Annotated in this window: 24 protein-coding genes; 15 read left to right on the top strand and 9 right to left on the bottom strand. The window is 68.4% G+C overall.

Annotation, left to right across the window (positions count from 1 at the left end; genetic code table 11):
* Nucleotides 1-22 precede the first annotated feature (22 nt).
* Complete coding sequence (locus tag ACXC9Q_RS32310; protein ID WP_457060446.1) at nucleotides 23-892, bottom strand: aminoglycoside phosphotransferase family protein; 870 nt, start codon at nucleotides 890-892, stop codon at nucleotides 23-25.
* A 41-nt stretch (nucleotides 893-933) separates the two neighbouring features.
* Complete coding sequence (locus ACXC9Q_RS32305) at nucleotides 934-1,380, bottom strand: MarR family winged helix-turn-helix transcriptional regulator (RefSeq protein WP_457060445.1); 447 nt, start codon at nucleotides 1,378-1,380, stop codon at nucleotides 934-936.
* A gap of 94 nt (nucleotides 1,381-1,474) precedes the next feature.
* Here ACXC9Q_RS32305 and ACXC9Q_RS32300 point away from each other — a divergent pair, with 94 nt between their 5' ends.
* The gene (locus ACXC9Q_RS32300; RefSeq protein WP_457060444.1) at nucleotides 1,475-2,842 is read left to right on the top strand and encodes an FAD-dependent oxidoreductase; all 1,368 of its coding nucleotides are present in this window, start codon (nucleotides 1,475-1,477) and stop codon (nucleotides 2,840-2,842) included.
* A gap of 11 nt (nucleotides 2,843-2,853) precedes the next feature.
* Here the strand turns inward: ACXC9Q_RS32300 and ACXC9Q_RS32295 are convergent, their stop codons facing one another.
* The gene (locus ACXC9Q_RS32295; RefSeq protein WP_457060487.1) at nucleotides 2,854-3,312 is read right to left on the bottom strand and encodes a MarR family winged helix-turn-helix transcriptional regulator; all 459 of its coding nucleotides are present in this window, start codon (nucleotides 3,310-3,312) and stop codon (nucleotides 2,854-2,856) included.
* A gap of 142 nt (nucleotides 3,313-3,454) precedes the next feature.
* Here ACXC9Q_RS32295 and ACXC9Q_RS32290 point away from each other — a divergent pair, with 142 nt between their 5' ends.
* Complete coding sequence (locus tag ACXC9Q_RS32290) at nucleotides 3,455-4,030, top strand: YceI family protein (protein ID WP_457060443.1); 576 nt, start codon at nucleotides 3,455-3,457, stop codon at nucleotides 4,028-4,030.
* Nucleotides 4,031-4,075: 45 nt separating this feature from the next.
* On the opposite strand, the gene ACXC9Q_RS32285 is transcribed toward ACXC9Q_RS32290, so the two are convergent.
* Complete coding sequence (locus tag ACXC9Q_RS32285; RefSeq protein ID WP_457060442.1) at nucleotides 4,076-4,675, bottom strand: TetR/AcrR family transcriptional regulator; 600 nt, start codon at nucleotides 4,673-4,675, stop codon at nucleotides 4,076-4,078.
* 97 nt (nucleotides 4,676-4,772) lie between these two features.
* Here ACXC9Q_RS32285 and ACXC9Q_RS32280 point away from each other — a divergent pair, with 97 nt between their 5' ends.
* The 3 genes from ACXC9Q_RS32280 to ACXC9Q_RS32270 are packed head-to-tail and all read left to right on the top strand — an operon-like array spanning nucleotide 4,773 to nucleotide 7,904.
* Nucleotides 4,773-5,918: an acyl-CoA dehydrogenase family protein gene (locus ACXC9Q_RS32280; RefSeq protein WP_457060441.1), complete on the top strand. Its 1,146-nt coding sequence runs from the start codon at nucleotides 4,773-4,775 to the stop codon at nucleotides 5,916-5,918.
* 13 nt (nucleotides 5,919-5,931) lie between these two features.
* Nucleotides 5,932-7,152 carry an acetyl-CoA C-acetyltransferase gene (locus tag ACXC9Q_RS32275; protein ID WP_457060440.1) on the top strand — a complete coding sequence of 407 codons (1,221 nt, stop codon included), beginning with the start codon at nucleotides 5,932-5,934 and terminating at the stop codon, nucleotides 7,150-7,152.
* A complete protein-coding gene (locus ACXC9Q_RS32270; RefSeq protein WP_457060439.1) occupies nucleotides 7,152-7,904 on the top strand; it encodes an SDR family oxidoreductase in 753 nt (250 codons plus the stop codon). The genes ACXC9Q_RS32275 and ACXC9Q_RS32270 overlap by 1 nt, the downstream gene beginning before the upstream one ends.
* Here the strand turns inward: ACXC9Q_RS32270 and ACXC9Q_RS32265 are convergent.
* Entirely contained in the window at nucleotides 7,901-8,476 is a 576-nt protein-coding gene (locus tag ACXC9Q_RS32265; protein ID WP_457060438.1) for a TIGR03086 family metal-binding protein, read from the bottom strand. The two genes, ACXC9Q_RS32270 and ACXC9Q_RS32265, sit on opposite strands and share 4 nt — an antisense overlap.
* A gap of 54 nt (nucleotides 8,477-8,530) precedes the next feature.
* Here ACXC9Q_RS32265 and ACXC9Q_RS32260 point away from each other — a divergent pair, with 54 nt between their 5' ends.
* Nucleotides 8,531-9,502, top strand: a complete 972-nt coding sequence (locus ACXC9Q_RS32260) for a helix-turn-helix transcriptional regulator (RefSeq protein WP_457060437.1) — start codon at nucleotides 8,531-8,533, stop codon at nucleotides 9,500-9,502.
* On the opposite strand, the gene ACXC9Q_RS32255 is transcribed toward ACXC9Q_RS32260, so the two are convergent.
* Nucleotides 9,493-10,023, bottom strand: a complete 531-nt coding sequence (locus ACXC9Q_RS32255) for a hypothetical protein (protein ID WP_457060436.1) — start codon at nucleotides 10,021-10,023, stop codon at nucleotides 9,493-9,495. The genes ACXC9Q_RS32260 and ACXC9Q_RS32255 overlap by 10 nt on opposite strands.
* A 244-nt stretch (nucleotides 10,024-10,267) precedes the next feature.
* On the opposite strand from ACXC9Q_RS32255, the gene ACXC9Q_RS32250 reads away from it, so the two are divergent.
* The 3 genes from ACXC9Q_RS32250 to ACXC9Q_RS32240 all read left to right on the top strand — a co-directional run bounded on the left by ACXC9Q_RS32250 (nucleotide 10,268) and on the right by ACXC9Q_RS32240 (nucleotide 12,950).
* A complete protein-coding gene (locus ACXC9Q_RS32250) occupies nucleotides 10,268-11,176 on the top strand; it encodes a GNAT family N-acetyltransferase (protein WP_457060435.1) in 909 nt (302 codons plus the stop codon).
* A gap of 3 nt (nucleotides 11,177-11,179) precedes the next feature.
* Nucleotides 11,180-11,986, top strand: a complete 807-nt coding sequence (locus ACXC9Q_RS32245; RefSeq protein WP_457060434.1) for a retropepsin-like aspartic protease — start codon at nucleotides 11,180-11,182, stop codon at nucleotides 11,984-11,986.
* Between the two features lie 79 nt (nucleotides 11,987-12,065).
* Entirely contained in the window at nucleotides 12,066-12,950 is an 885-nt protein-coding gene (locus ACXC9Q_RS32240; protein WP_457060433.1) for a GNAT family N-acetyltransferase, read from the top strand.
* On the opposite strand, the gene ACXC9Q_RS32235 is transcribed toward ACXC9Q_RS32240, so the two are convergent.
* Nucleotides 12,947-13,402 carry a MaoC family dehydratase gene (locus tag ACXC9Q_RS32235; RefSeq protein WP_457060432.1) on the bottom strand — a complete coding sequence of 152 codons (456 nt, stop codon included), beginning with the start codon at nucleotides 13,400-13,402 and terminating at the stop codon, nucleotides 12,947-12,949. The genes ACXC9Q_RS32240 and ACXC9Q_RS32235 overlap by 4 nt on opposite strands.
* 10 nt (nucleotides 13,403-13,412) lie before the next feature.
* Nucleotides 13,413-14,168, bottom strand: a complete 756-nt coding sequence (fabG, locus tag ACXC9Q_RS32230; protein WP_329475082.1) for a 3-oxoacyl-ACP reductase FabG — start codon at nucleotides 14,166-14,168, stop codon at nucleotides 13,413-13,415.
* 88 nt (nucleotides 14,169-14,256) lie between these two features.
* Between fabG and ACXC9Q_RS32225 the strand changes: the two genes are divergently transcribed.
* From ACXC9Q_RS32225 to ACXC9Q_RS32205, 5 genes are all read left to right on the top strand, one after another.
* Complete coding sequence (locus ACXC9Q_RS32225; protein WP_457060431.1) at nucleotides 14,257-14,682, top strand: acyl-CoA thioesterase; 426 nt, start codon at nucleotides 14,257-14,259, stop codon at nucleotides 14,680-14,682.
* Complete coding sequence (locus ACXC9Q_RS32220; protein ID WP_457060430.1) at nucleotides 14,682-15,095, top strand: acyl-CoA thioesterase; 414 nt, start codon at nucleotides 14,682-14,684, stop codon at nucleotides 15,093-15,095. Before ACXC9Q_RS32225 ends, ACXC9Q_RS32220 begins: the two co-directional genes overlap by 1 nt.
* A 15-nt stretch (nucleotides 15,096-15,110) precedes the next feature.
* Nucleotides 15,111-15,530 carry a globin gene (locus tag ACXC9Q_RS32215; protein ID WP_457060429.1) on the top strand — a complete coding sequence of 140 codons (420 nt, stop codon included), beginning with the start codon at nucleotides 15,111-15,113 and terminating at the stop codon, nucleotides 15,528-15,530.
* Nucleotides 15,531-15,557: 27 nt separating this feature from the next.
* Nucleotides 15,558-15,986 carry an OsmC family protein gene (locus ACXC9Q_RS32210; RefSeq protein ID WP_328522531.1) on the top strand — a complete coding sequence of 143 codons (429 nt, stop codon included), beginning with the start codon at nucleotides 15,558-15,560 and terminating at the stop codon, nucleotides 15,984-15,986.
* 87 nt (nucleotides 15,987-16,073) lie between these two features.
* Complete coding sequence (locus tag ACXC9Q_RS32205) at nucleotides 16,074-16,811, top strand: GNAT family N-acetyltransferase (RefSeq protein WP_457060428.1); 738 nt, start codon at nucleotides 16,074-16,076, stop codon at nucleotides 16,809-16,811.
* Here ACXC9Q_RS32205 and ACXC9Q_RS32200 read toward each other — a convergent pair.
* The gene (locus tag ACXC9Q_RS32200) at nucleotides 16,759-17,451 is read right to left on the bottom strand and encodes a mechanosensitive ion channel family protein (protein WP_457060427.1); all 693 of its coding nucleotides are present in this window, start codon (nucleotides 17,449-17,451) and stop codon (nucleotides 16,759-16,761) included. The two genes, ACXC9Q_RS32205 and ACXC9Q_RS32200, sit on opposite strands and share 53 nt — an antisense overlap.
* Before the next feature lie 128 nt (nucleotides 17,452-17,579).
* Here ACXC9Q_RS32200 and ACXC9Q_RS32195 point away from each other — a divergent pair, with 128 nt between their 5' ends.
* Nucleotides 17,580-18,581, top strand: coding sequence for a hypothetical protein (locus ACXC9Q_RS32195; protein WP_457060426.1), 1,002 nt, complete (start codon nucleotides 17,580-17,582; stop codon nucleotides 18,579-18,581).
* The last annotated feature ends 5 nt before the right edge of the window (nucleotides 18,582-18,586 follow it).

Genomic DNA, 18,586 nt, shown 5'->3' with positions numbered 1-18,586 from the left:
GTCCGGACGGCCGGCCACTAGGTCAGCTGTGGAGCTTGTGGTCGGCGAGGACGTGTTCGACGACGGGAAGGTCTGTGGTGATGAGGGCCTTCCAGAGGGCCCAGCCGCGGGCGCGGGCCCACGTGTCGCGATCCTGGCCGACCGCCGCGCGGAAGGTCTCGCGGGCGTCGCCGGCGAAGAACGTGTACGCGATCACCAGGTCGCACGCCGGGTCGCCGACTCCGGAGGTGCCGAAGTCGATGACCGCCGAGAGCCGGCCGTCGCGGACCAGGAGGTTGCCGGAGGCAATATCGCCGTGGAACCACACCGGCGGCCGGTCCCACGAGGTCGCGAGTGCGGCGTCCCAGACCTCGCGGGCCGGGTCGGCGTCGATCCGCCCCTTCAGTACGGCGAGCGCCTCGACGGTCTCGTCGTGGTAGTACTCCGGTGGCCCGCCGCGGTAGAAGCTGTGCGCGCCGGCGACCGGCCCGCCAGTGGCGTCGACACTCTGCAGGGCGAGGATGAACTCGGCGATCGACCGGGCGAATTCGTCCAGGTCGGCGATGTTCTCCACCGTGGCCGTCTCGCCGTCGATCCAGCGGCGGATCGCCCAGTGGTACGGATACCCCTCACCTGGCGAACCCTTCGCCACCGCCTCAGGGATCGCCACCGGCAGGTACGGCGCGAGGACCGGCAGCCACTCGTGTTCCTTGCCGATGGCAGCCGTGTAGCTCTCGTGCGTCGGCAACCGTGCTGTCAGCTCGGTGCCCAGCCGGTACGTTCGGTTGTCCCAGCCGTCGATCTTGACCGGTGTGACCGGCAGGTCGGCCCACTGCGGGAATTGCTGCGCGATCAATCGCCGTACGAGCGCCGCGTCGATACCGGCCCGGCCGTCCTGGTGAGAATCCGTCACGCCGCAAGGTTCCCCGAAATGGGGCGGCGGACTCAAAGGCTTTAGCTTGGAGCTACAGCGTTGCTGATCGCGTCGGCGAGGAAGGCCGAGATCGTTCGCAGTTCGGCCTCGCTCCGGGTGGCCAGGACGGCCTGCATGCTCTGGCCCTGCTCGGTGTACAGGGGGACCAGCTTGTCCTGGATCGCCTGCACCGACGGCGTGACGACGACCTTGCGGCGGTCGGCCGGGTCGGGTTCGCGGGTGACGAAGCCGTGGGATTCCAGGCGGTCGATCACGCCGGTGATCGTGCCGGAGGTGAGGCCGGTGTGCTCGGCGAGCTGGCGCGGCGTGAGCGGGCCGTAGGTCTGCAGGAGCGTCATGAACTGTGAGTCGCTGGCGCCCAGTCCCACCTTCGCGGAGACCGCGTGGTTGTAGAGGATCACGCCGGCGATGAACCGGATCATCCGCTGCTGGATCTCGCCGGTGAGCTCGTCTCGGGAACTGGTCATGGTCCACCTCAGCATAGGGCTTGCATTTCTCTCGGGTATCCAAGATACTCGGATTACCGAGATACTTGAAGATCCGAGATAAAAGGGGACGGCGATGAAGGTACTGGTGATCGGTGGCGGGACCGGCGGACTGGCGTTGGCGCACGGCCTGAAGCGGGCCGGGATCGGCGTGACCGTGTTCGAGCGGGACGCGCTGCGGACGGACGGCCTGCACGGCTACCGGGTCGGCATCGACCCCGATGGCAGCCGGGCGCTGCACGCGCTGCTGCCGAAGGAGCTTTACGACACGTTCGTGGCGACGAAGGCTCGCGACCCGAAGTACTTCAACATGCTCACCGAGGACCTCAAGGAGGTTCTCTCGATGGACCTTCCGGAGTCGACGGACCCGGTCGAGAGTGAGAAGTCGATCAGCCGGATGACGCTGCGCCAGGTATTGCTGACCGGTCTCGACGACGTGGTCGAGTTCGGCAAGGAGTTCACCCGCTTCGAGCAGCACGGCGACCAGGTCACGGCGTACTTCGCCGACGGTACGCACGCCACCGGCGATCTGCTGGTCGCCGCCGACGGCTCGGGTTCCCGGGTACGGCGTCAGTACCTGCCGCAGGCGGAGACCGAGGAGACCGGCATCATCGCGATCGCCGGGAAGCTCCCGATCACCGAGGAGAGCGCGAAGCTCGTCTCGCCCAAGGTGTTCGAGGGGATCTCGATCGTCAGCGCACCGCGTGGGCTCGCCTGCATCCTGCACGTGATGGAGTTCCAGTGGGACCGCGACGGTCGGGTGAAGAGTGGGATCGGCGGCAACACCAAGGAGCTGATTCGGCAGTGGCCGGGACTGCAGTTCGACAACACTCGCGACTACATCAACTGGGGGCTGTCGGCAACCAAGGACAAGCTGCCGGCGAACATCATGGAGCTGCGCGGCCAGGAACTGATCGACACCGCTCTCGAGGTCACGCCGGGCTGGCACCCGAACCTGCGCCGCCTGTTCGAGCTGACCGATCCCGGCACCTGCTTCCCGGTGAACATCTGGACGTCGGTCCCGCTCGAGCCCTGGGAGTCGACGACTGTGACCCTGCTCGGGGACGCGATTCACACCATGACGCCGGGCCGTGGCGTCGGCGCGAACACCGCGCTGCGCGACGCGGTGAACCTGTGCCGGACGCTGATCGAGGTGCGCGACGGGCGGCAGGAACTGATCCCGGCCGTGCACGAGTACGAGGCGAAGATGATCGAGTACGGCTTCGACGCGGTGCTCAAGTCGCGGGCCCAGATGACGTCCGACGACCCGGTGCACAAGCCCGTGATCGGGCGGCTGGCGCTGGCCGGGATGCGAACCGCGATGCGCACGGTCAACCACCTGCCACCGGTCAAACGGCGGATGCGCGACTCGATGATCGCCTACCGCGGCGCCGACCGGGAGGAGCTGACGCTGGAGATCACCCCGGCGGGGTCAGGGCAGTGAGCGTCCGGCCGTCAGCGCTGGCCGATGTGTTCGGACACCGAATCGAATACGCGGCCCACGGCGGCGAAGTCCTCCGGGGTGGCGACGTCGACGAGGTTCTCCCGAACGCCTTCGACGTGGTACGGCGCCGCTTGCTCGAGCAACTCGAGTCCGGACTCGGTCAGCTCGGCCCAGACGCCCCGCTTGTCGCTCGTGCACGACGTACGGCGGACCAGGTCGGCGGCCTCGAGGCGGCCGACAGTGTGGGTCAGCCGGGAGCGGCTCTGGTGCAGCCGGTCGGCCAGATCGGCCATCCGGAGCCGCCGGTCGGGCGCCTCGGAGAGCCGGACCAGGATCTCGTAGTCATTGATACCGATGCCGAACCGGCGCAGGTCGTCGTCCAGCTTGGCCATCAGGCGTGCGGTTCCTAGCAGGTACGCACGCCACGCCACCTGCTGGTCGGCGTCCAGCCACCGGGTCTGAGTCGTCATCGTCACGGGAACAGTGTACCGGGAATGTAGTTGACTTTTAAACCGTTGATGCCTACTGTCGTGGTCAGAGGTTGAAAATTGAACTTTCAGTCCCCGGCTGCGTCGCCCCCGACCAGTAGGAACACTTTCCCGAGAGGAACCCATGAGCGAGACTGCCATTACTGGCACGACCCCGACCAGCACCATCCCCGGCCTGGTCGCCGGTACTTATGCGATCGACACCGCGCACAGCGAGATCGGCTTCACTGTACGTCACCTGATGACCAAGGTCCGCGGCACCTTCCAGGAGTACGCCGGCGAGATCGTCGTCAAGGACTCCCTCGAGGAGTCGACCGCGAACGTCGCCGTCGAGCTGGCCTCCGTCCACACGCGCAGCGAGCAGCGCGACGGGCACCTGCGCTCCGGTGACTTCTTCGACGCCGAGAACAGCCCGAAGATGACCTTCGTCAGCACCGCCTTCAAGCCGGAGGGCGACGACTACGTCCTGGCCGGCGAGCTGACCATCAAGAACGTGACCAAGAGCATCGAGCTCGCGGTCGAGTTCCTCGGTGTCGACCAGAACGCCTACGGCCAGACCATCATCGGCTTCGAGGCCTCCACCTCGATCAGCCGCAAGGACTGGGGCATCGACTTCAACGTGCCGCTCGAGGGTGGCAAGCTGCTGATCGGTGACAAGGTGGACATCCACCTCGACGTCCAGGCCGCACTCCAGGCCTGACGCCAGTACGCGAAAGACCCCGCACCGGGTGGTGCGGGGTCTTTGCTATGCCTGCACCATCCGGTGGGCGAGGTCGGCGTACAGCTTGCCCAAGGCCTCCGGGTCGCCGCGGTGCGGCGTGTACCACCGGGCCACATCGATGGCGAGTGAGAGTACGGCGAGAGTCGTGCCGGGCAGATCGCAGACGGCGAAGGAGCCGTCGCGTACGCCGTCGGCCAGCACCTGCTCGATCTGCGTGGAGATGGCTCGACGGATCGTCGCCACCTCGGCCAGATGCTCCGAGGTGAGGGCGGCCAGCTCGTACTGCACGACTCGCGCGACCGTGTGGTGCTGGGCGTGCCAGGCCGTGAACGCCGAGACGAGGGATCGCAGCCGGTCCGCGGGAGTCGGTCCGCTGTCGGCAGAGCGCAGTACGTCGAGAGCCGCGTTGTGGCCGTACAGGCTGATCTCGAAGAGCAGGCGCTCCTTGGACGGGTAGTGCACGTAGAGCGCGGCCGGGCTCATCCCGGCGCGGGACGCGATGTCGCGGGTGGTGGTGGCCTGGAAGCCGCGCTCCGCGAACGCGTCGACGGCGCCGGTGAGCAGCCGGCGGGCGGCGGCCGGCTGGACGTGCTCCCAAACCAGGGGACTGGTGACTGCGGACACGTTGACACCATGCACCGAAAGCGTGAAGCTAAGCAAGCGCTTAGCGAAGCGATAAATGCAACACAGCGCCACTGATCTCACGTCTCGGGGAGGCCGCATGGAGCGCGTCATCTTCAACGAGGACCACCACGCTTTCCGGGCCATCGCGAAGGAGTACTGCGACCGCTCGCTGGTGCCGCGGATGGAGCAGTTCCTCGACGAGAAGACGATCGACCGGGCCGCCTGGCTGGAGGCCGGCAAGCAGGGCTTCCTCGGCCTCGACGTGCCGGAGGAGTACGGCGGTTCGAGCGTCGGCGACTACCGGTTCAACGCGGTGTTCGCCGAGGAGGTCTCGAAGGTCTCCGCGTCGCTGTCCAGCTGCTTCGGCATCCACTTCGACTGTGCCGCGCCGTACCTGGTGGATCTGGGCACCGAGGAGCAGAAGCAGCGCTGGCTGCCCAAGTTCTGCTCCGGTGAGTACGTCGCCGCGATCGGGATGACCGAGCCTTCCGGCGGGTCGGACCTGGCCGCGCTGAAGACGAGTGCGAAGAAGACCGACGGCGGCTGGGTGCTGAACGGGTCGAAGACCTTCATCACCAACGGCGACATGGCCGACCTGGTCATCGTTGCCGCGCGCACGGATCCCGCCAAGGGCGCGAAGGGCATCACGCTGTTCGTGATCGAGGTGGGCATGGAGGGCTTCACCCGCGGCCGCAAGCTGGACAAGGTCGGCCAGAGCGAGTCGGGTACGTCGGAGCTGTTCTTCGAGGACGTGTTCGTCAGTGCTGACAACGTGCTCGGCGAGGTGGACCGCGGCTTCATCCACATGATGGAGCGGCTGGCGCAGGAGCGGGTCGGCGCCGCGGTGTCGAACCTCGCGCAGGCGACCCAGATCCTGGCCGAGACGATCGACTACGTGAAGCAGCGCAAGGCGTTCGGCCAGCCGGTCGGCTCGTTCCAGTACAACAAGTTCGTGATCGCCGAGCTGGTCACCAAGGCCGAGGTCACCCAGGCGTACGTCGACAACGCGATCGTCGCGCATGACGAGGACCGGCTGACCGCGGTCGACGCGGCGAAGGCCAAATGGTGGAGCGCCCAGGTGCAGAACGAGATCCTGGACGCGTGTGTCCAGTTGCACGGCGGCTACGGGTACATGAACGAGTACCGGGTGGCGCGTGCCTGGCGGGACGCCCGGGTGACGAAGATCTGGGCCGGCTCGAACGAGATCATGAAGGAACTCATCGGCCGCGACCTCGGCCTGTAGAAGGGAACTTGTCGTGCCTGAAGCAGTCATCGTGTCCACGGCGCGCTCGCCGATCGGCCGCGCGTTCAAGGGGTCGCTGACCACGATCCGGCCGGACGACCTCGCCGTACAGATGATCGAGGCGGCGGTCGGCAAGGCCGGACTGACCGGCGACCAGATCGAGGATCTCGCGCTGGGGTGCGCGGAGCCGCACGACGAGCACGGTGGCAACATGGCTCGCCGGGTCGCGGTGCAGCTCGGCTGGGACAACACGCCGGCCACGACGGTCAACCGGTTCTGCGCGTCGTCGACGCAGACCGCGCGGATGGCCTTCCACGCGATCAAGTCCGGCGAGGGTGACATCTTCGTCAGCGCCGGGGTCGAGTGCGTGTCGCGGTACAAGAACTTCGGCTCCGCCGGGGTCGGCGACCCGACGTCGTTCAACCCGGTCTTCACCGACGCTGTGCAGCGGACCGAGAAGTACGCCGAGACGAACGACACCTGGCACGACCCGCGCGCGGACGGCCAGATCCCCGACATCTACATCGCGATGGGTCAGACCGCGGAGAACGTGGCCACGCTCAGGGGCATCAGCCGGGCCGAGCAGGATGTGTTCGGCGTCCGCTCGCAGAACCTCGCCGAGAAGGCGATCGGCAACGGCTTCTTCGAGCGCGAGATCGTTCCGGTGACGTTGCCGGACGGGACTGTGATCAACAAGGACGACGGCCCCCGGCCGGGTACGACGCTCGAAGGTGTGAGCGGTCTCAAGCCGGTATTCCGCCCGGACGGGACGGTGACGGCCGGCAACTGCTGCCCGCTGAACGACGGTGCCGCGGCAGTCGTGATCATGAGCGACACCAAGGCGCGCGAGCTCGGCCTCACCCCGCTGGCCCGAATCGTGTCGACAGGAGTGAGCGGCCTGTCGCCGGAGATCATGGGCCTCGGTCCGGTCGAGGCGTCGAAGCAGGCGCTGGCGCGGGCGGGCATGAGCATCAACGACATCGACCTGGTCGAGATCAACGAGGCCTTCGCGGTCCAGGTGATCGGTTCGGCGCGCGAGCTCGGTATCGACGAGGACAAGCTGAACGTGCACGGCGGCGCGATCGCGCTCGGGCACCCGTTCGGTTCGACCGGCGCGCGGATCATGACCACGCTGGTGAACGGGCTGCAGTTCGAGGACAAGCAGTTCGGGCTCGAGACGATGTGCGTCGGCGGCGGGCAGGGCATGGCGATCGTCCTCGAGCGCCTGAGCTGATGGGCCTGGAGAACCGTACGGCGATCGTCACCGGAGCGTCCCGGGGGATCGGGCTGGCGATCGCACAGCGCCTCGTCGCGGATGGCGCGCGCGTGGTCATCACGGGCCGGACCCAGGAGACCCTCGACCAGGCGGTCGAGTCCCTCGGTGGCCGCGAGCACGCGCTGGGCGTCGCCGGCAATGCCGCCGATCCGACGCATCGTGGTGCGGTGGTGGCCGCGGCGGTGGCGACGTACGGGTCGGTGGATCTGCTGGTGAACAACACCGGCATCAACCCGATCTACGGCAAGTTGCTCGACGTCGACCTGACGGTCGCGACCAAGATGGTCGACACGAACGTGCTCGCCGCGATCGCATGGGTGAAGGCGTGCCGGGACGCGTGGATGCGTGAGCACGGTGGCGCCGTGGTGAACCTTTCTTCGGTGGCCGGCCTGGCGCCGTCACCCGGCATCGGCTGGTACGGCGCGACCAAGGCGATGCTGTCCCGGGTGACGGCGGAGCTGGCGGTCGAGCTGGCTCCGGAGATCCGGGTCAACGCGGTGGCTCCCGCGGTGGTGAAGACCAAGTTCGCCGGAGCTCTCTACGAAGGGCGTGAGGACAAGGTCGCTTCGACGTACCCGCTGCAGCGGTTGGGCCGGCCGGAGGACGTCGCCTCACTGGTGTGGTTCCTGCTGTCCGACGAGGCGTCGTGGATCACCGGCCAGACCATCACGATCGACGGCGGTCTCACCCTGAACGGCGGGATCGTCTAGGGCTGACGTCCCTGCCAGGCGGCCAGCCGGTCGTACGGCGACGCATCGTCGCCAACCGGTACGACGGAGCCGAACGGGACATGTCCGCCACGCGGCTCGGCCGGGATGGCCCGTTGGACCAGCGGCAGACAGTAGACGGCGAGTGAGTCGTCCAGCAGGTCGGTGCGGTGGGTGGCCTTGGCGAGATCCCAGGAATGGGTGGTGAGCTCGCCGGTGTAGGCGCCGATCGCGGCGGCTCCGGGCAGCGTTCCCCACGGCAATGTGCAGATCTGCGTCAGTACGGCGTCGTTCGCCAGCGTGCCGTCGAGCGTCGTACGGCGTTCCTTCCAGGCGGCCGGGACGTCGTCCACACCGGTCGTGACCGTTGGGAGGTCCAACGGGTTGCCGCCGGTGAGGGCGAGGTCGATCCGGCCGATCACGGTGATCAGGTGGCCGAGCAGAGTGCGTACGTCGTACTCCGGGCACGGGGTCGGCAGGGCCAGTTCGTCGGCGCCGATGGTGTCGATCATCGCCTGGGTCTGGTCGAGCGCGAGCCCGAGCATCGGACGGGGGTCGTTCATGAGGTTGTTCATGGAGACAGCCTCGCGGGGTATATGCGACATCTTCTGTCGCATATTGTGGAGACCGTGCGAGCCGACCGGTTGTTGCAGATCATCCTGTTGCTGCAGCGGCATGCGCGGCTGAGTGCGCGGGAGCTGGCCGAGCGGCTGGAGGTGTCGACGCGGACGGTCCTGCGCGACATGGAGGCGCTGTCGGCGGCCGGCGTACCGGTCTACAGCGAGCGTGGGCGCAACGGGGGCTGTGTGCTGCTGCCGGGGTATCGGGCCGACGTGAGTGGGCTGACGCCGCGCGAGGCGCAGGCGTTGTTCGCGTGGTCGGGGCGGGCCGCGTTGTCGGAGGAGCTGGGGCTGCGGGATGCGCTGCAGTCCGCGATGGGCAAGTTGTCGTCGACATTGCCGCTGGCACTGCAGGACGATGCGGATGCGTTGTCGGGTGCGATCGTGGTGGATCGGCGGCGGTGGTTCGCGGAGCCCGAGGACCACGGTGCACTGCCGGTGCTGCGGCAGGCGGTGGTGGCGCAGCGCCGGGTGCGACTGCGTTATGCGTCGGCGAGTGCGGGGCTGCAGCGTCGTACCGTCGATCCGTGGGGGCTGGTCGAGCAGGCCGGCCGGTGGTATCTCGTCGCAGCGCATCGCGGGACGGCGCGGATGTATCGGGTCTCGCGGGTAGAGCAGGTGGATGTGCTCGAGGCGGCCGCCGTACGGCCTGACGGACTGGACGTCCGCGCGGAGTGGGACCGGCTGCGGTCCGGACTCGAGCAGAACATGCCGGTCGGGGTCGACGTACTGGTCCGGGTGCGACCCGAGCGGGTCGAGCTGGTACGGCGGATCGCCACACCGATGCTGGCCAAAGGGTCTATCGCCCGGGACGTGCCGGCGGATGACGAGTGGCCGCATCTGCGCCTGCACTTCCGGGTCCAGGAGGCCGCGTGTGGTGTGCTGCTCGGCTTCGCGGGCGATGTCGAGGTGCTGGAGCCGGTCGACCTACGGTCCAGGATGTTGCGGCTTGCCGAGGCCGCTGTGGCGGTCTACAGCTGACGCTTGGCCTCGAACTTCTGACGGAGGATGACACGGCCGTCGTCCGCCTGGTCCTCGTTGCGCCAGTGGAAGCTGGTCTCGGTGATGCCGGTGAACGCCCAGCGGGTGTTGGCGGTCTGGGACGTGAGGGTGATGGAGTCGCCGTCGGCCTGCGCGATGAAAGGCATGACGAACGCGGCCTTCGGGCCCAGCCAGGTGGAGCGGAAGGCGTTCAGCTCGGGGTCGTGGATGCGGATCGACAGGCCCCACTCACCGTCGCCGTCGGTGCCGCGGGCGGCGCGGCTCGGGGTGATCCAGATGTCGGCGACCGCGCGGCCGTCGAGGGCCCAGGCGAAGTGCCACTCGCCCTTGGTCTGCCGGGTGACGTTGCCGTCGTCGTCGTACCAGGCGACGTCGAGATCCCAGCTGCCGATCAGTGGGGCGAAGGGCCGGAAGGCTTCGGCGTACTCGGGACGAGGTCCGTCGGACACCATCAGATCGGCCAGAACGCGTGCGGCGGAGGCGCCATCGGTAACCTGCATACTGGCTGTTTACTCCTGACGTCGGCAGTGCGTCAAGAGAAATGCGGACGCCCCGCCACCGGTGACCCCGTCGTGTCCCAGCACGATGGCACTTCCGGTGGTCGGGGCGATCAGTCCGACAGCACCGGGTAACTGTAGTGCCAGTCGACCGCACAGCAGAATCACAAGACGCGCGCAGCCGTTGCGATCACGTTGCTGTTCTTAATGCATGGCGTGTGGCAGGCGTCGTGGTTAGGGTCCCGGCATGACGACAGGGGTGGTGATCCGGTCGGCCGTCGGCGATGACGCCGACGCGATCGCGGCAGTGCGCCGGGCGGTCTACTCGTACAAGGTGATGTCGCCGGCGGCCACTCGGCACATGATCACCGTGCAGGCACCGGGGGAGCGGTTCCTTCCACTGGTCGCGGAGGCCGACGGCGAACTGGTTGCCTGGGGATCGGCCGGCCTGAATGTCTGGACCAGCGAACCGGGCCAGAGTCACCTGTCCATCTACGTGCATCCCGACCAGCGCAAGCAGGGCATCGGCACCGCGCTCGCCGACCGGCTGCACCAGCACCTGACCGAGGTCGGCGCGATCCGCGTGCGGGCGTTCGTGCACCCGGACGGTCTCGAGTTCGCCCGCAACCTCGGGTACGACGGGACGCGGCAGATGCACTACTCCGGCGTCGACGTACGGTCGCTGCCCGAGCAGCCGGCGACCCCGGCCGGCATCGAGCTCGTGACGTTCGACCAGGTCGACCCGCTACAGGCGTACGCCGCCGACTCGATCGCCTCGCTGGACGAACCGAGCGACTCGCCGATCGACTCGATCGACTACGAGCAGTGGCTCGAGGAGATCTGGCAGGGGCCCGCGCTGGACAAGTCGCTGAGCGTCGCCGCGATGGTGGGGGACGAGATGGTGGGCTTCACCGTGGTCGAGACCGACGCCGACCGGGCCTGGTCGGGGATGACCGGCACGATCCCGGCGTACCGGGGCCGGGGGCTGGCCAAGCTGGTCAAGTCGGTCGCCCTCCGCCGGGCCGCCGCGGCCGGCATCACCGCGGCGTACACGTCCAACGACGACGAGAACGGCCCGATGCTTGCCGTCAACAACTGGCTCGGCTACCAGCGCGTCCAGACCGAGCTGGGCCTGCTCCGGACACTGGCCGGCTAGGTAATGACGACCGTCGGGTTCGATCGCGTTCAGCACCTGGTCCGGGTGCCGGTGACGGTGGGCGGGGACGAGTACAGGTTCCTGGTCGACACCGGGATCGGGATCACCGTCGTGTCGTCGGCGCTCGCGGCGCGTGCCGACGTGCAGCCGAGCGCTGAGACGTTCACCGGCCGGCGGATGTCCGGTCAGTCCGTCGAGACGCCGTTGGTCCGGCTGCCGACCCTCGCGTTCGGCGACTACACCGTCGACGCGCACGTCGCGGGAGTCGCGGACCTTGGCGACATCCACGGCCCGAACGGATTCGCGGGGATCCTCGGTCCGGCGTTCTTCGAGCAGCACGTGGTGACTACCGACCCGGTTGCGTCGACCCTGACCGTCCGACCTCGGGCGGACTTCGCCGTCGACGGGTACGAGATTCCGCTCGAGATCCGGCGGGATTCGGTGTCGGTGGATCCCTTCGTCCAGCTGGTGTTGCCGAGTGGTCGCGAGATCTGCGTCGAGGTGGATACCGGGTCGGACAGCCTCATCCTCGACACCCGCTACGTGTCCGACTGCGGGGTCGATCTCGACAGCCCGGACGTGACGACGCGGACCGGTACGGACGAGACCGGCTATGGATGGACCCGGCACTGGGTCTCGATCGGCGGCAGCGTTCACCTGGCCGCCGCACCGGAGACCGCGCAGCAGGCGCCGCGGGTGCAGTTCCAGGACATCATCCACGACGGGCTGGTGGGCGCGGACTACCTCGAGCGCTACCGCCTGTCCTTCGACGTCTCCGGTGCCCGGCTGATCCTCTCGCCGCGGCTCTGAAACAGAGCCGTAATTGGTCTGCACCTGACTGCGCGCTATGTTCCGGAGGACTCGTTGAAGGAGTTCGCAAGGAGTTCGCATGGAGATCAGGGCGGCCGGAACGGGGGACGTCGAAGGCGCGATCGCGTTGCATGACGCGTTGGCGCCGTACCTGGTGGTCACGCGGGGCGCGGTGACGCGCAGACTGGCCTCGCCCGCCGTCGCGGGCAACGGAACGTTCGCCGCGGTGGATGCCGGTGAAGTGGTCGGGTGGGCAACGACCGAGCTGATCGCCGGGTCGGAGCCGCTGGACGGACAGTTGCGGTTGCTGGTCCGGCCGGACCACCGGGGCCGGGGCATCGGTGCGAAGTTGCTGGAGGCAACGCACGAGGATCTGCGGTCGGCCGGCGCGACCAGCGCGCGGGTGTTCGCCGATCCCGCCGCGGTGGAGTGGGCGGCGCGGCGCGGCTACCGGCAGACCCGGCAGGTGCACTACGCGGGCATCGACCCGCGCAAGGCGCCGGAGGTGCCCGGGATCCCGACCGGCGTGGAACTGGTCGCGCTCACCGACGTCGATCCGCGGCAGCTGTACGAGTCTGATCAAGTTGCCCAGCGCACCAAACCGGGCGACGCGAACATCACCTCACGCCCGTACGACGACTGGCTCGCCGCGATCTGGCGGTCGCCGGACATGGTGCTCGACCTGAGCATGGCCGCGCTGTACCAGGACCAGGTGGTCGCGTTCACGCTCGGCCACGGCGACCGGACCCGGATCTGGTCCAAGATGACCGCGACGATGCCGCCGTACCGCGGCCGCGGTCTGGCCAAGCTGGTCAAGTCCGCCGCCCTGCACCGCGCCGCCGACGCAGGAGTGCGAGGCGCCTACACCGCCAATTACGACGGCAACGCGCCGATGATCGCCGTCAACGAGTGGCTCGGCTACGACCGCGTGACCACCCACGCCGTCCTGATCTGCCCCCTCTAAGGGACGAGCAGTACGACGGTCTCCGCAACGCAGGCGGGTTTGGTGGAGTTCTCGAGCTCGATGACCCAGTTGAGCGAGACCTGGACGCCGGCCGGGGTCTCGACGGCGTTGGCGATCGAGGCGCCGGCGCGGATCCGGGTGCCGACCGGGACGGGAGCAGGGAAGCGGACCTTGTTGACGCCGTAGTTGAGCTTGGCGGTGACGCCGTCGATGGAGAACAGCTCGTCACCGAAGCGCGCGATCAGGCTCAGCGTGAGGTACCCGTGCGCGATCGTCCCGCCGTACGGGCCTTTCGACGCGCGCTCGACGTCGACGTGGATCCACTGGTGGTCACCGGTCGCGTCCGCGAACGTGTTCACCTGCTCCTGGGTGATCTCCAGCCACTCGGTCTCACCCAGGTGGGTGCCGACCGCGTGCACGACCTCGTCGATGCCGTTGAACGACTGCGTCATCCGTCTGCCCTCAGTTCCGGGGTCCGCCGGCGACGTACAGGACCTGACCGGAGACGAAGCCGGCCTCTTCGCTGCAGAAGAACGACGCCGCCGCGGCGATGTCCTCCGGCTTGCCGGTCCGGTTCACCGGGATGGTGGCGGCGGTGGCCTTCTTGAACTCCTCGAAGTCGACCCCGACCCGGGCCGCGGTGGCGGCGGTCATGTCGGTCTCGATGAAGCCGGGGGCGATCGCGTTCGCGGTGACGCCGAACTTGCCCAGCTCGATCGCCAGCGTCTTGGCCAGCCCCTGCAGCCCGGCCTTCGCGGACGCGTAGTTCGCCTGGCCGCGGTTGCCCAGCGCCGAGGTCGAGGACAGGAAGACCATCCGGCCGTAGCCCGCCTCGACCATATGCGCCTGGCAGGCCTTCGACATCAGGAAGCTGCCGCGCAGGTGCACGGACATGACCGTGTCCCAGTCGTCCTCGGACATCTTGAACAGCAGGTTGTCGCGCAGCACGCCGGCGTTGTTCACCAGGATCGTCGGCGCGCCCAGCTCGGCGACCACCCGGTCGACCGCGGCGGTGACCTGGTCGGACTTGCTGACGTCGCAGCCGACCGCGATGGCCTGGCCGCCGGCCTCGGTGATCGCCTTCACGGTCCCGGCGCAGGCGCCCTCGTCGAGGTCCAGCACGGCAACCGCGTTCCCGTCCTGGGCGAGCCGCTGTGCCACGGCCGCACCGATTCCCCGGGCCGCCCCGGTCACAATCGCCACCCGCTGCTCGCTCATCCGCGCTCCTTCGGTCAATGCTGCTGCCGGGGACGACATTACCCACGCTCAGTCACGCCGGGAGTACCCAGGATGCGATGATCGCCGTGTGGATCATCACAACCGCCATGTCTATTACTGCCCGTTGCGGTGGGGTGACCTGGACGCCCTCGGCCACGTGAACAACGGCCGGTTCGTCGACTATCTGCAGGACGCGCGGGTCGACTTCCTGTTCCGGACCGCCAAGGAGCTCGGCGCGGACGACCTGGAGACGGGTCTGCTGGTGGCCCGGCACGAGGTGCAGTACCGGACGCCGCTGTACTTCCGGCCGGAGCCGGTCCGGATCGAGCTGTGGATCAGCGAGATCAGGGCCGCTTCGTTCACCGTGGACTACGAGATCCTCGACGCCGACCCCGCGCGTCGTACCTATGTCGAGGCCCGGACCAGGCTGGTCCCCTTCGACTTCGCCGCCAACCGCCTCCGCCGGATCAGCCCGGTCGAACGCGAGGCCCTGTCGAAACTGGTGGGCGCTTGATGTACACGCACCCGGTCCTGGTTCGCTGGTCGGACATCGACTCGTACGACCACGTCAACAACGTCCGGTACTTCGACTATCTGCAGGAGGCCCGGATCGCGTTCCTGTCCGAGGTCCTGGAGACGGGGGATCTGTTCGCCGAGCACCCGTGTGCCCTGGTCAGCCAGACCGTGGACTACCTGCGCCCGATCCTGCTGAGGCATCCGCCGTACGACGTGGACGTGTGGATCGACTCGGTCGGTACGACGTCGTACACGCTCGGCTCGCGGATCGTCGACCGCAGTGAGGAGACCGAGGACGTCTACGCCAAGGCGGTGTCGGTCATCGTCACCACGGACGCCGAGACCCACGCCAAGCGGCCGCTGTCGGAGTCCGAACGGGCAGCCCTCCTGAAGCACGTTGCGAGCACTTGAGACACTGGGACCGACATGAGTGAGCAACTGAGCTTCTACGACGCCGTCGGTGGGGCCGAGACGTTCCACAAACTGGTGGCGGCTTTCTACCGCGGCGTGGCCGTCGACCCGGAACTGCGCGCGCTGTACCCGGAGGAGGACCTCGGTCCGGCCGAAGTGCGCTTCCGGATGTTCCTGGAGCAGTACTGGGGCGGCCCCAAAACGTACTCCGAGCAGCGCGGACACCCCCGGCTGCGGATGCGGCACGCCCCGTTCGCCGTCACGCCGAGCGCCCGGGACCGCTGGCTCGGCCACATGCGTGCCGCACTGGACGAGATCGCCCTGCCGCCGGATCAGGACGAGCAGATCTGGAAGTACATGGTGATGGCGGCGCACAGCATGGTGAACACCGACGAACCGCAGTACCCGGGCGCGATCGACGTGTCCGGCCGCTGAATCTCTCGCGAAGGAGACAACACGAGCATGGCAACCACGCGTACGGCCAAGGCCCACTGGGAAGGCTCGCTGATGGAGGGCGCCGGCCAGGTCGCCCTGGAGTCGTCCGGCGTCGGCACCTACGACGTGACCTGGGCCTCCCGGGCGAACGACGCGAACGGAAAGACCAGCCCGGAAGAGCTGATCGCCGCCGCGCACTCGACCTGTTTCTCGATGGCGCTGTCGCACGCCCTCGCCGGTGCCGGCAACGCGCCGGAGGCGATCGACACCCAGGCCGACGTGACCTTCCAGCCGGGTGAGGGCATCACCGGCATCAAACTGTCCGTCAACGGCAAGGTCCCCGGGATCACCGCCGACGAGTTCGCCGAGTTCGCCGAGGGCGCGAAGAAGAACTGCCCGGTCTCCCAGGCGCTGGCCGCCGTCCCGATCACCCTGGACGTCACCTTCACCGCCTGAACCTGACCGCTTCACACCGCGTCCGGCGAGCCCTGTGGGCCGCCGGACGCGGTCGTTCCTGTCGGTGGCGCCGGTCAGACTGCTCTCATGCCCGACGCCGCCTTGCTCGACAACCACCTCGCGTTCTTGGCCGCCCATCGCGGTGAGGTACGCCGCTCTGCCGCCGGGATCGAGGTGGTCGGGGAGTCAGCCGAGTTCTCGGCGTGGATCCCGCTCTCCTCGTCAGCCGAGATCCCGGCCGGTACGGCGACGGTCCGGCTGGTGCCGTGGAGCGGTGACGGCTGGGTGGAGCGGCTGACCGCGGCGGGCTTCCAGCCGGCCGAGGTGCTTGTGCACATGGAAGCGCTCGTGGAGCCGACCGCGGACGCGTCGCCGGCCGGGGTGGCAGCGATCGAGACGGACGAGGATGCGGCGGGGTTTGCCGAGGTGCAGAGTGCGGCGTTTCTCGACGAGGACGAGCCGGACTACGACTGGTGGCGGAAGAAGTTCCTGGAGCTGGCGGTCCGGAACTACCGGGCTCCGGATCAGTCGCTCTACCTGCTCCGGGTCGACGGGGACCCGGCCTCGGTGACGCTGGTGCTGCGGACCGGCGCCGTCTTCGGGGTCTACGCGGTCGCGACGAAGCCGACGTACCGAGGGCGGGGGCTTGCCTCAGCGCTGCTCGCGCAAGCGAGGTGGGATGCCGCTGAGGCGGCACGAGCCGCAGGTAGCGAGGGCGCGCCGCGGCTCACGTTGCAGGTGGTGGAGGGGTCGGACGCCGAGCGGCTCTATCTCAAGCTTGGGTTTCGTGCGGCGTTCCGGTCGCCGCACTTTCGGCGTCCTTGATCTCCTCGTCCTTCTCGGTGGCGCTGCCGACGCCCGAGGAGGCGCTGCTGCCCGGGTCGCGGGTGGCGAGGTTGCCGACCCGGACGACCTCGCCGTTGCGGACGTACCAGGTGGTGCCGTCCTCGCCCCGGAGCGTGGTGATCCGCAGGCCGACCTCCACCACGACCCCGGTCGCCTTCTCCATGTCGATCAGGTCGCCGACGCCGTACTGGTCCTCGAAGATCATGAACACGCCGGCCAGGAAGTCCTTCACCAGCGTCTGCGCGCCGAAACCGAGCACCACGCCGATGATGCTCGCCGACGCGACCACCGGCACGACGTTGAAGCCGAGCTCGGCAAGCACCATCACCACCAGGACGGCGGACAGCACGATCGTCACGGTGCTGCAGAGCAGCGAGGCGATCGTCTCGGCCCGCTGGGTCCGGCGCTCGTTGGCCAGCGTGTTCTCGACGAACCCCTGGCCGATCTTGGACTTCGACAGCACGCCGGCGACGGCGCCGTTCCCGGTCCGGCGGGCGAACTTGCGGATCACCTTGTGCAGGACCCAGCGGAGCACGAGGAAGCCGATGATCAGCCCGGCGATCCGGGCCGGGACGACGATGATCTGGTCGGTCACCTCCAGCTTGCCGTCGTTACCCATCCGGAAGAAGGTCGGAAAGGTCTCGGGCCGTGAAAACAGGGGGTGACTGACTGCGGACGTAAGGTAGCTGGTCAAATAAGGCATCTCGCCGCCCGATCTTAGTGAAGGAAGGCAAGGGAGACGATCGCATGCCCAGCCGGCTGGACGACGAGCTGTCCAGGCTCGTGAGCGCGGGCGTGCTGCGCCAGTACCAGGCCGACTCGCTCCGCGACGCCGCTGACGCGGAGATCGACGCGGCGCTGTCGGACCCCGGGCGGCCGCGGCCGCAGCCCACGCCCAGTGAGCCGCCGGCCAAGCCGCGGACACCACCGACGGCGACCCATACGAACGCTCTGATCGAGGTGCTCGGCTACATCGGCGGTGCGCTGCTCCTCGGCGCGGTCGCGCTGCTCACCCTCGCCAACTGGGGCGAGATGGGGCGTGCCGCGCGGGTTTCCACCGGCACCAGTGCCGCGGTCATCCTGCTCGGGGCAGCCTCCGTCCTCGCGCTGCTGCGGCGCCGTGAGCAGGTGAGCTCGGCGCTTGCGTCCCTAGGCTGCTGTGTGGCCGGTTTCGCCACGTATGTCGCGATCGAAGGAGAGACCGGGCGCGTTGCCGGGGTGGCGGTCGCGCTCGCGCTGGCCGGGGTCGGGCTGTGGTGGCTGTCCGGCTCTTCGTTGCTGGTGGCAACTTTCGGCATCCTCGGAGTGGGTGTGCTGGTAATCACGTCGGACGTCCTCTCTCCGGACGCGGGCTCGGCGGTCAACAGCGCGGGCATCGCCGGGACCGGATTCATCCTGGTGGCGTTCCTGCTCGCGATGCTCGGCCTGGTCCGGGATCAGGTGACCGCGTGGTCGCTGGCCGGCGCCGCGATGTTCAGCTCGTCGATCTGCTGGCTGGTCCAGGAGCGCGGCGAGATCATGGCCCTGGCCGTGGGTACGGCGGGACCCGCGGCCCTCCTGGTCGCGTACGGTCGCCGGCGCCATTCGGCGTACGCGGTGGTCGCGTGCTCGATCCTGCTGGTCATCTGGCCGACGGCGCTCTATCAGCTGACCGACGACATGGCCGGCGTGGCCATCGGCCTGGTCGTCGCCAGTGGCGTACTGCTGCTCGCCGTACTGATGCTCAGTCGCCGCCGCTCGAACGAGTAATACGG

The organism is Kribbella sp. CWNU-51 (assembly GCF_054073265.1).
The sequence above is the reverse complement of the archived record's forward strand: the minus strand, read 5'-3'. Positions and strand labels throughout refer to the sequence as shown.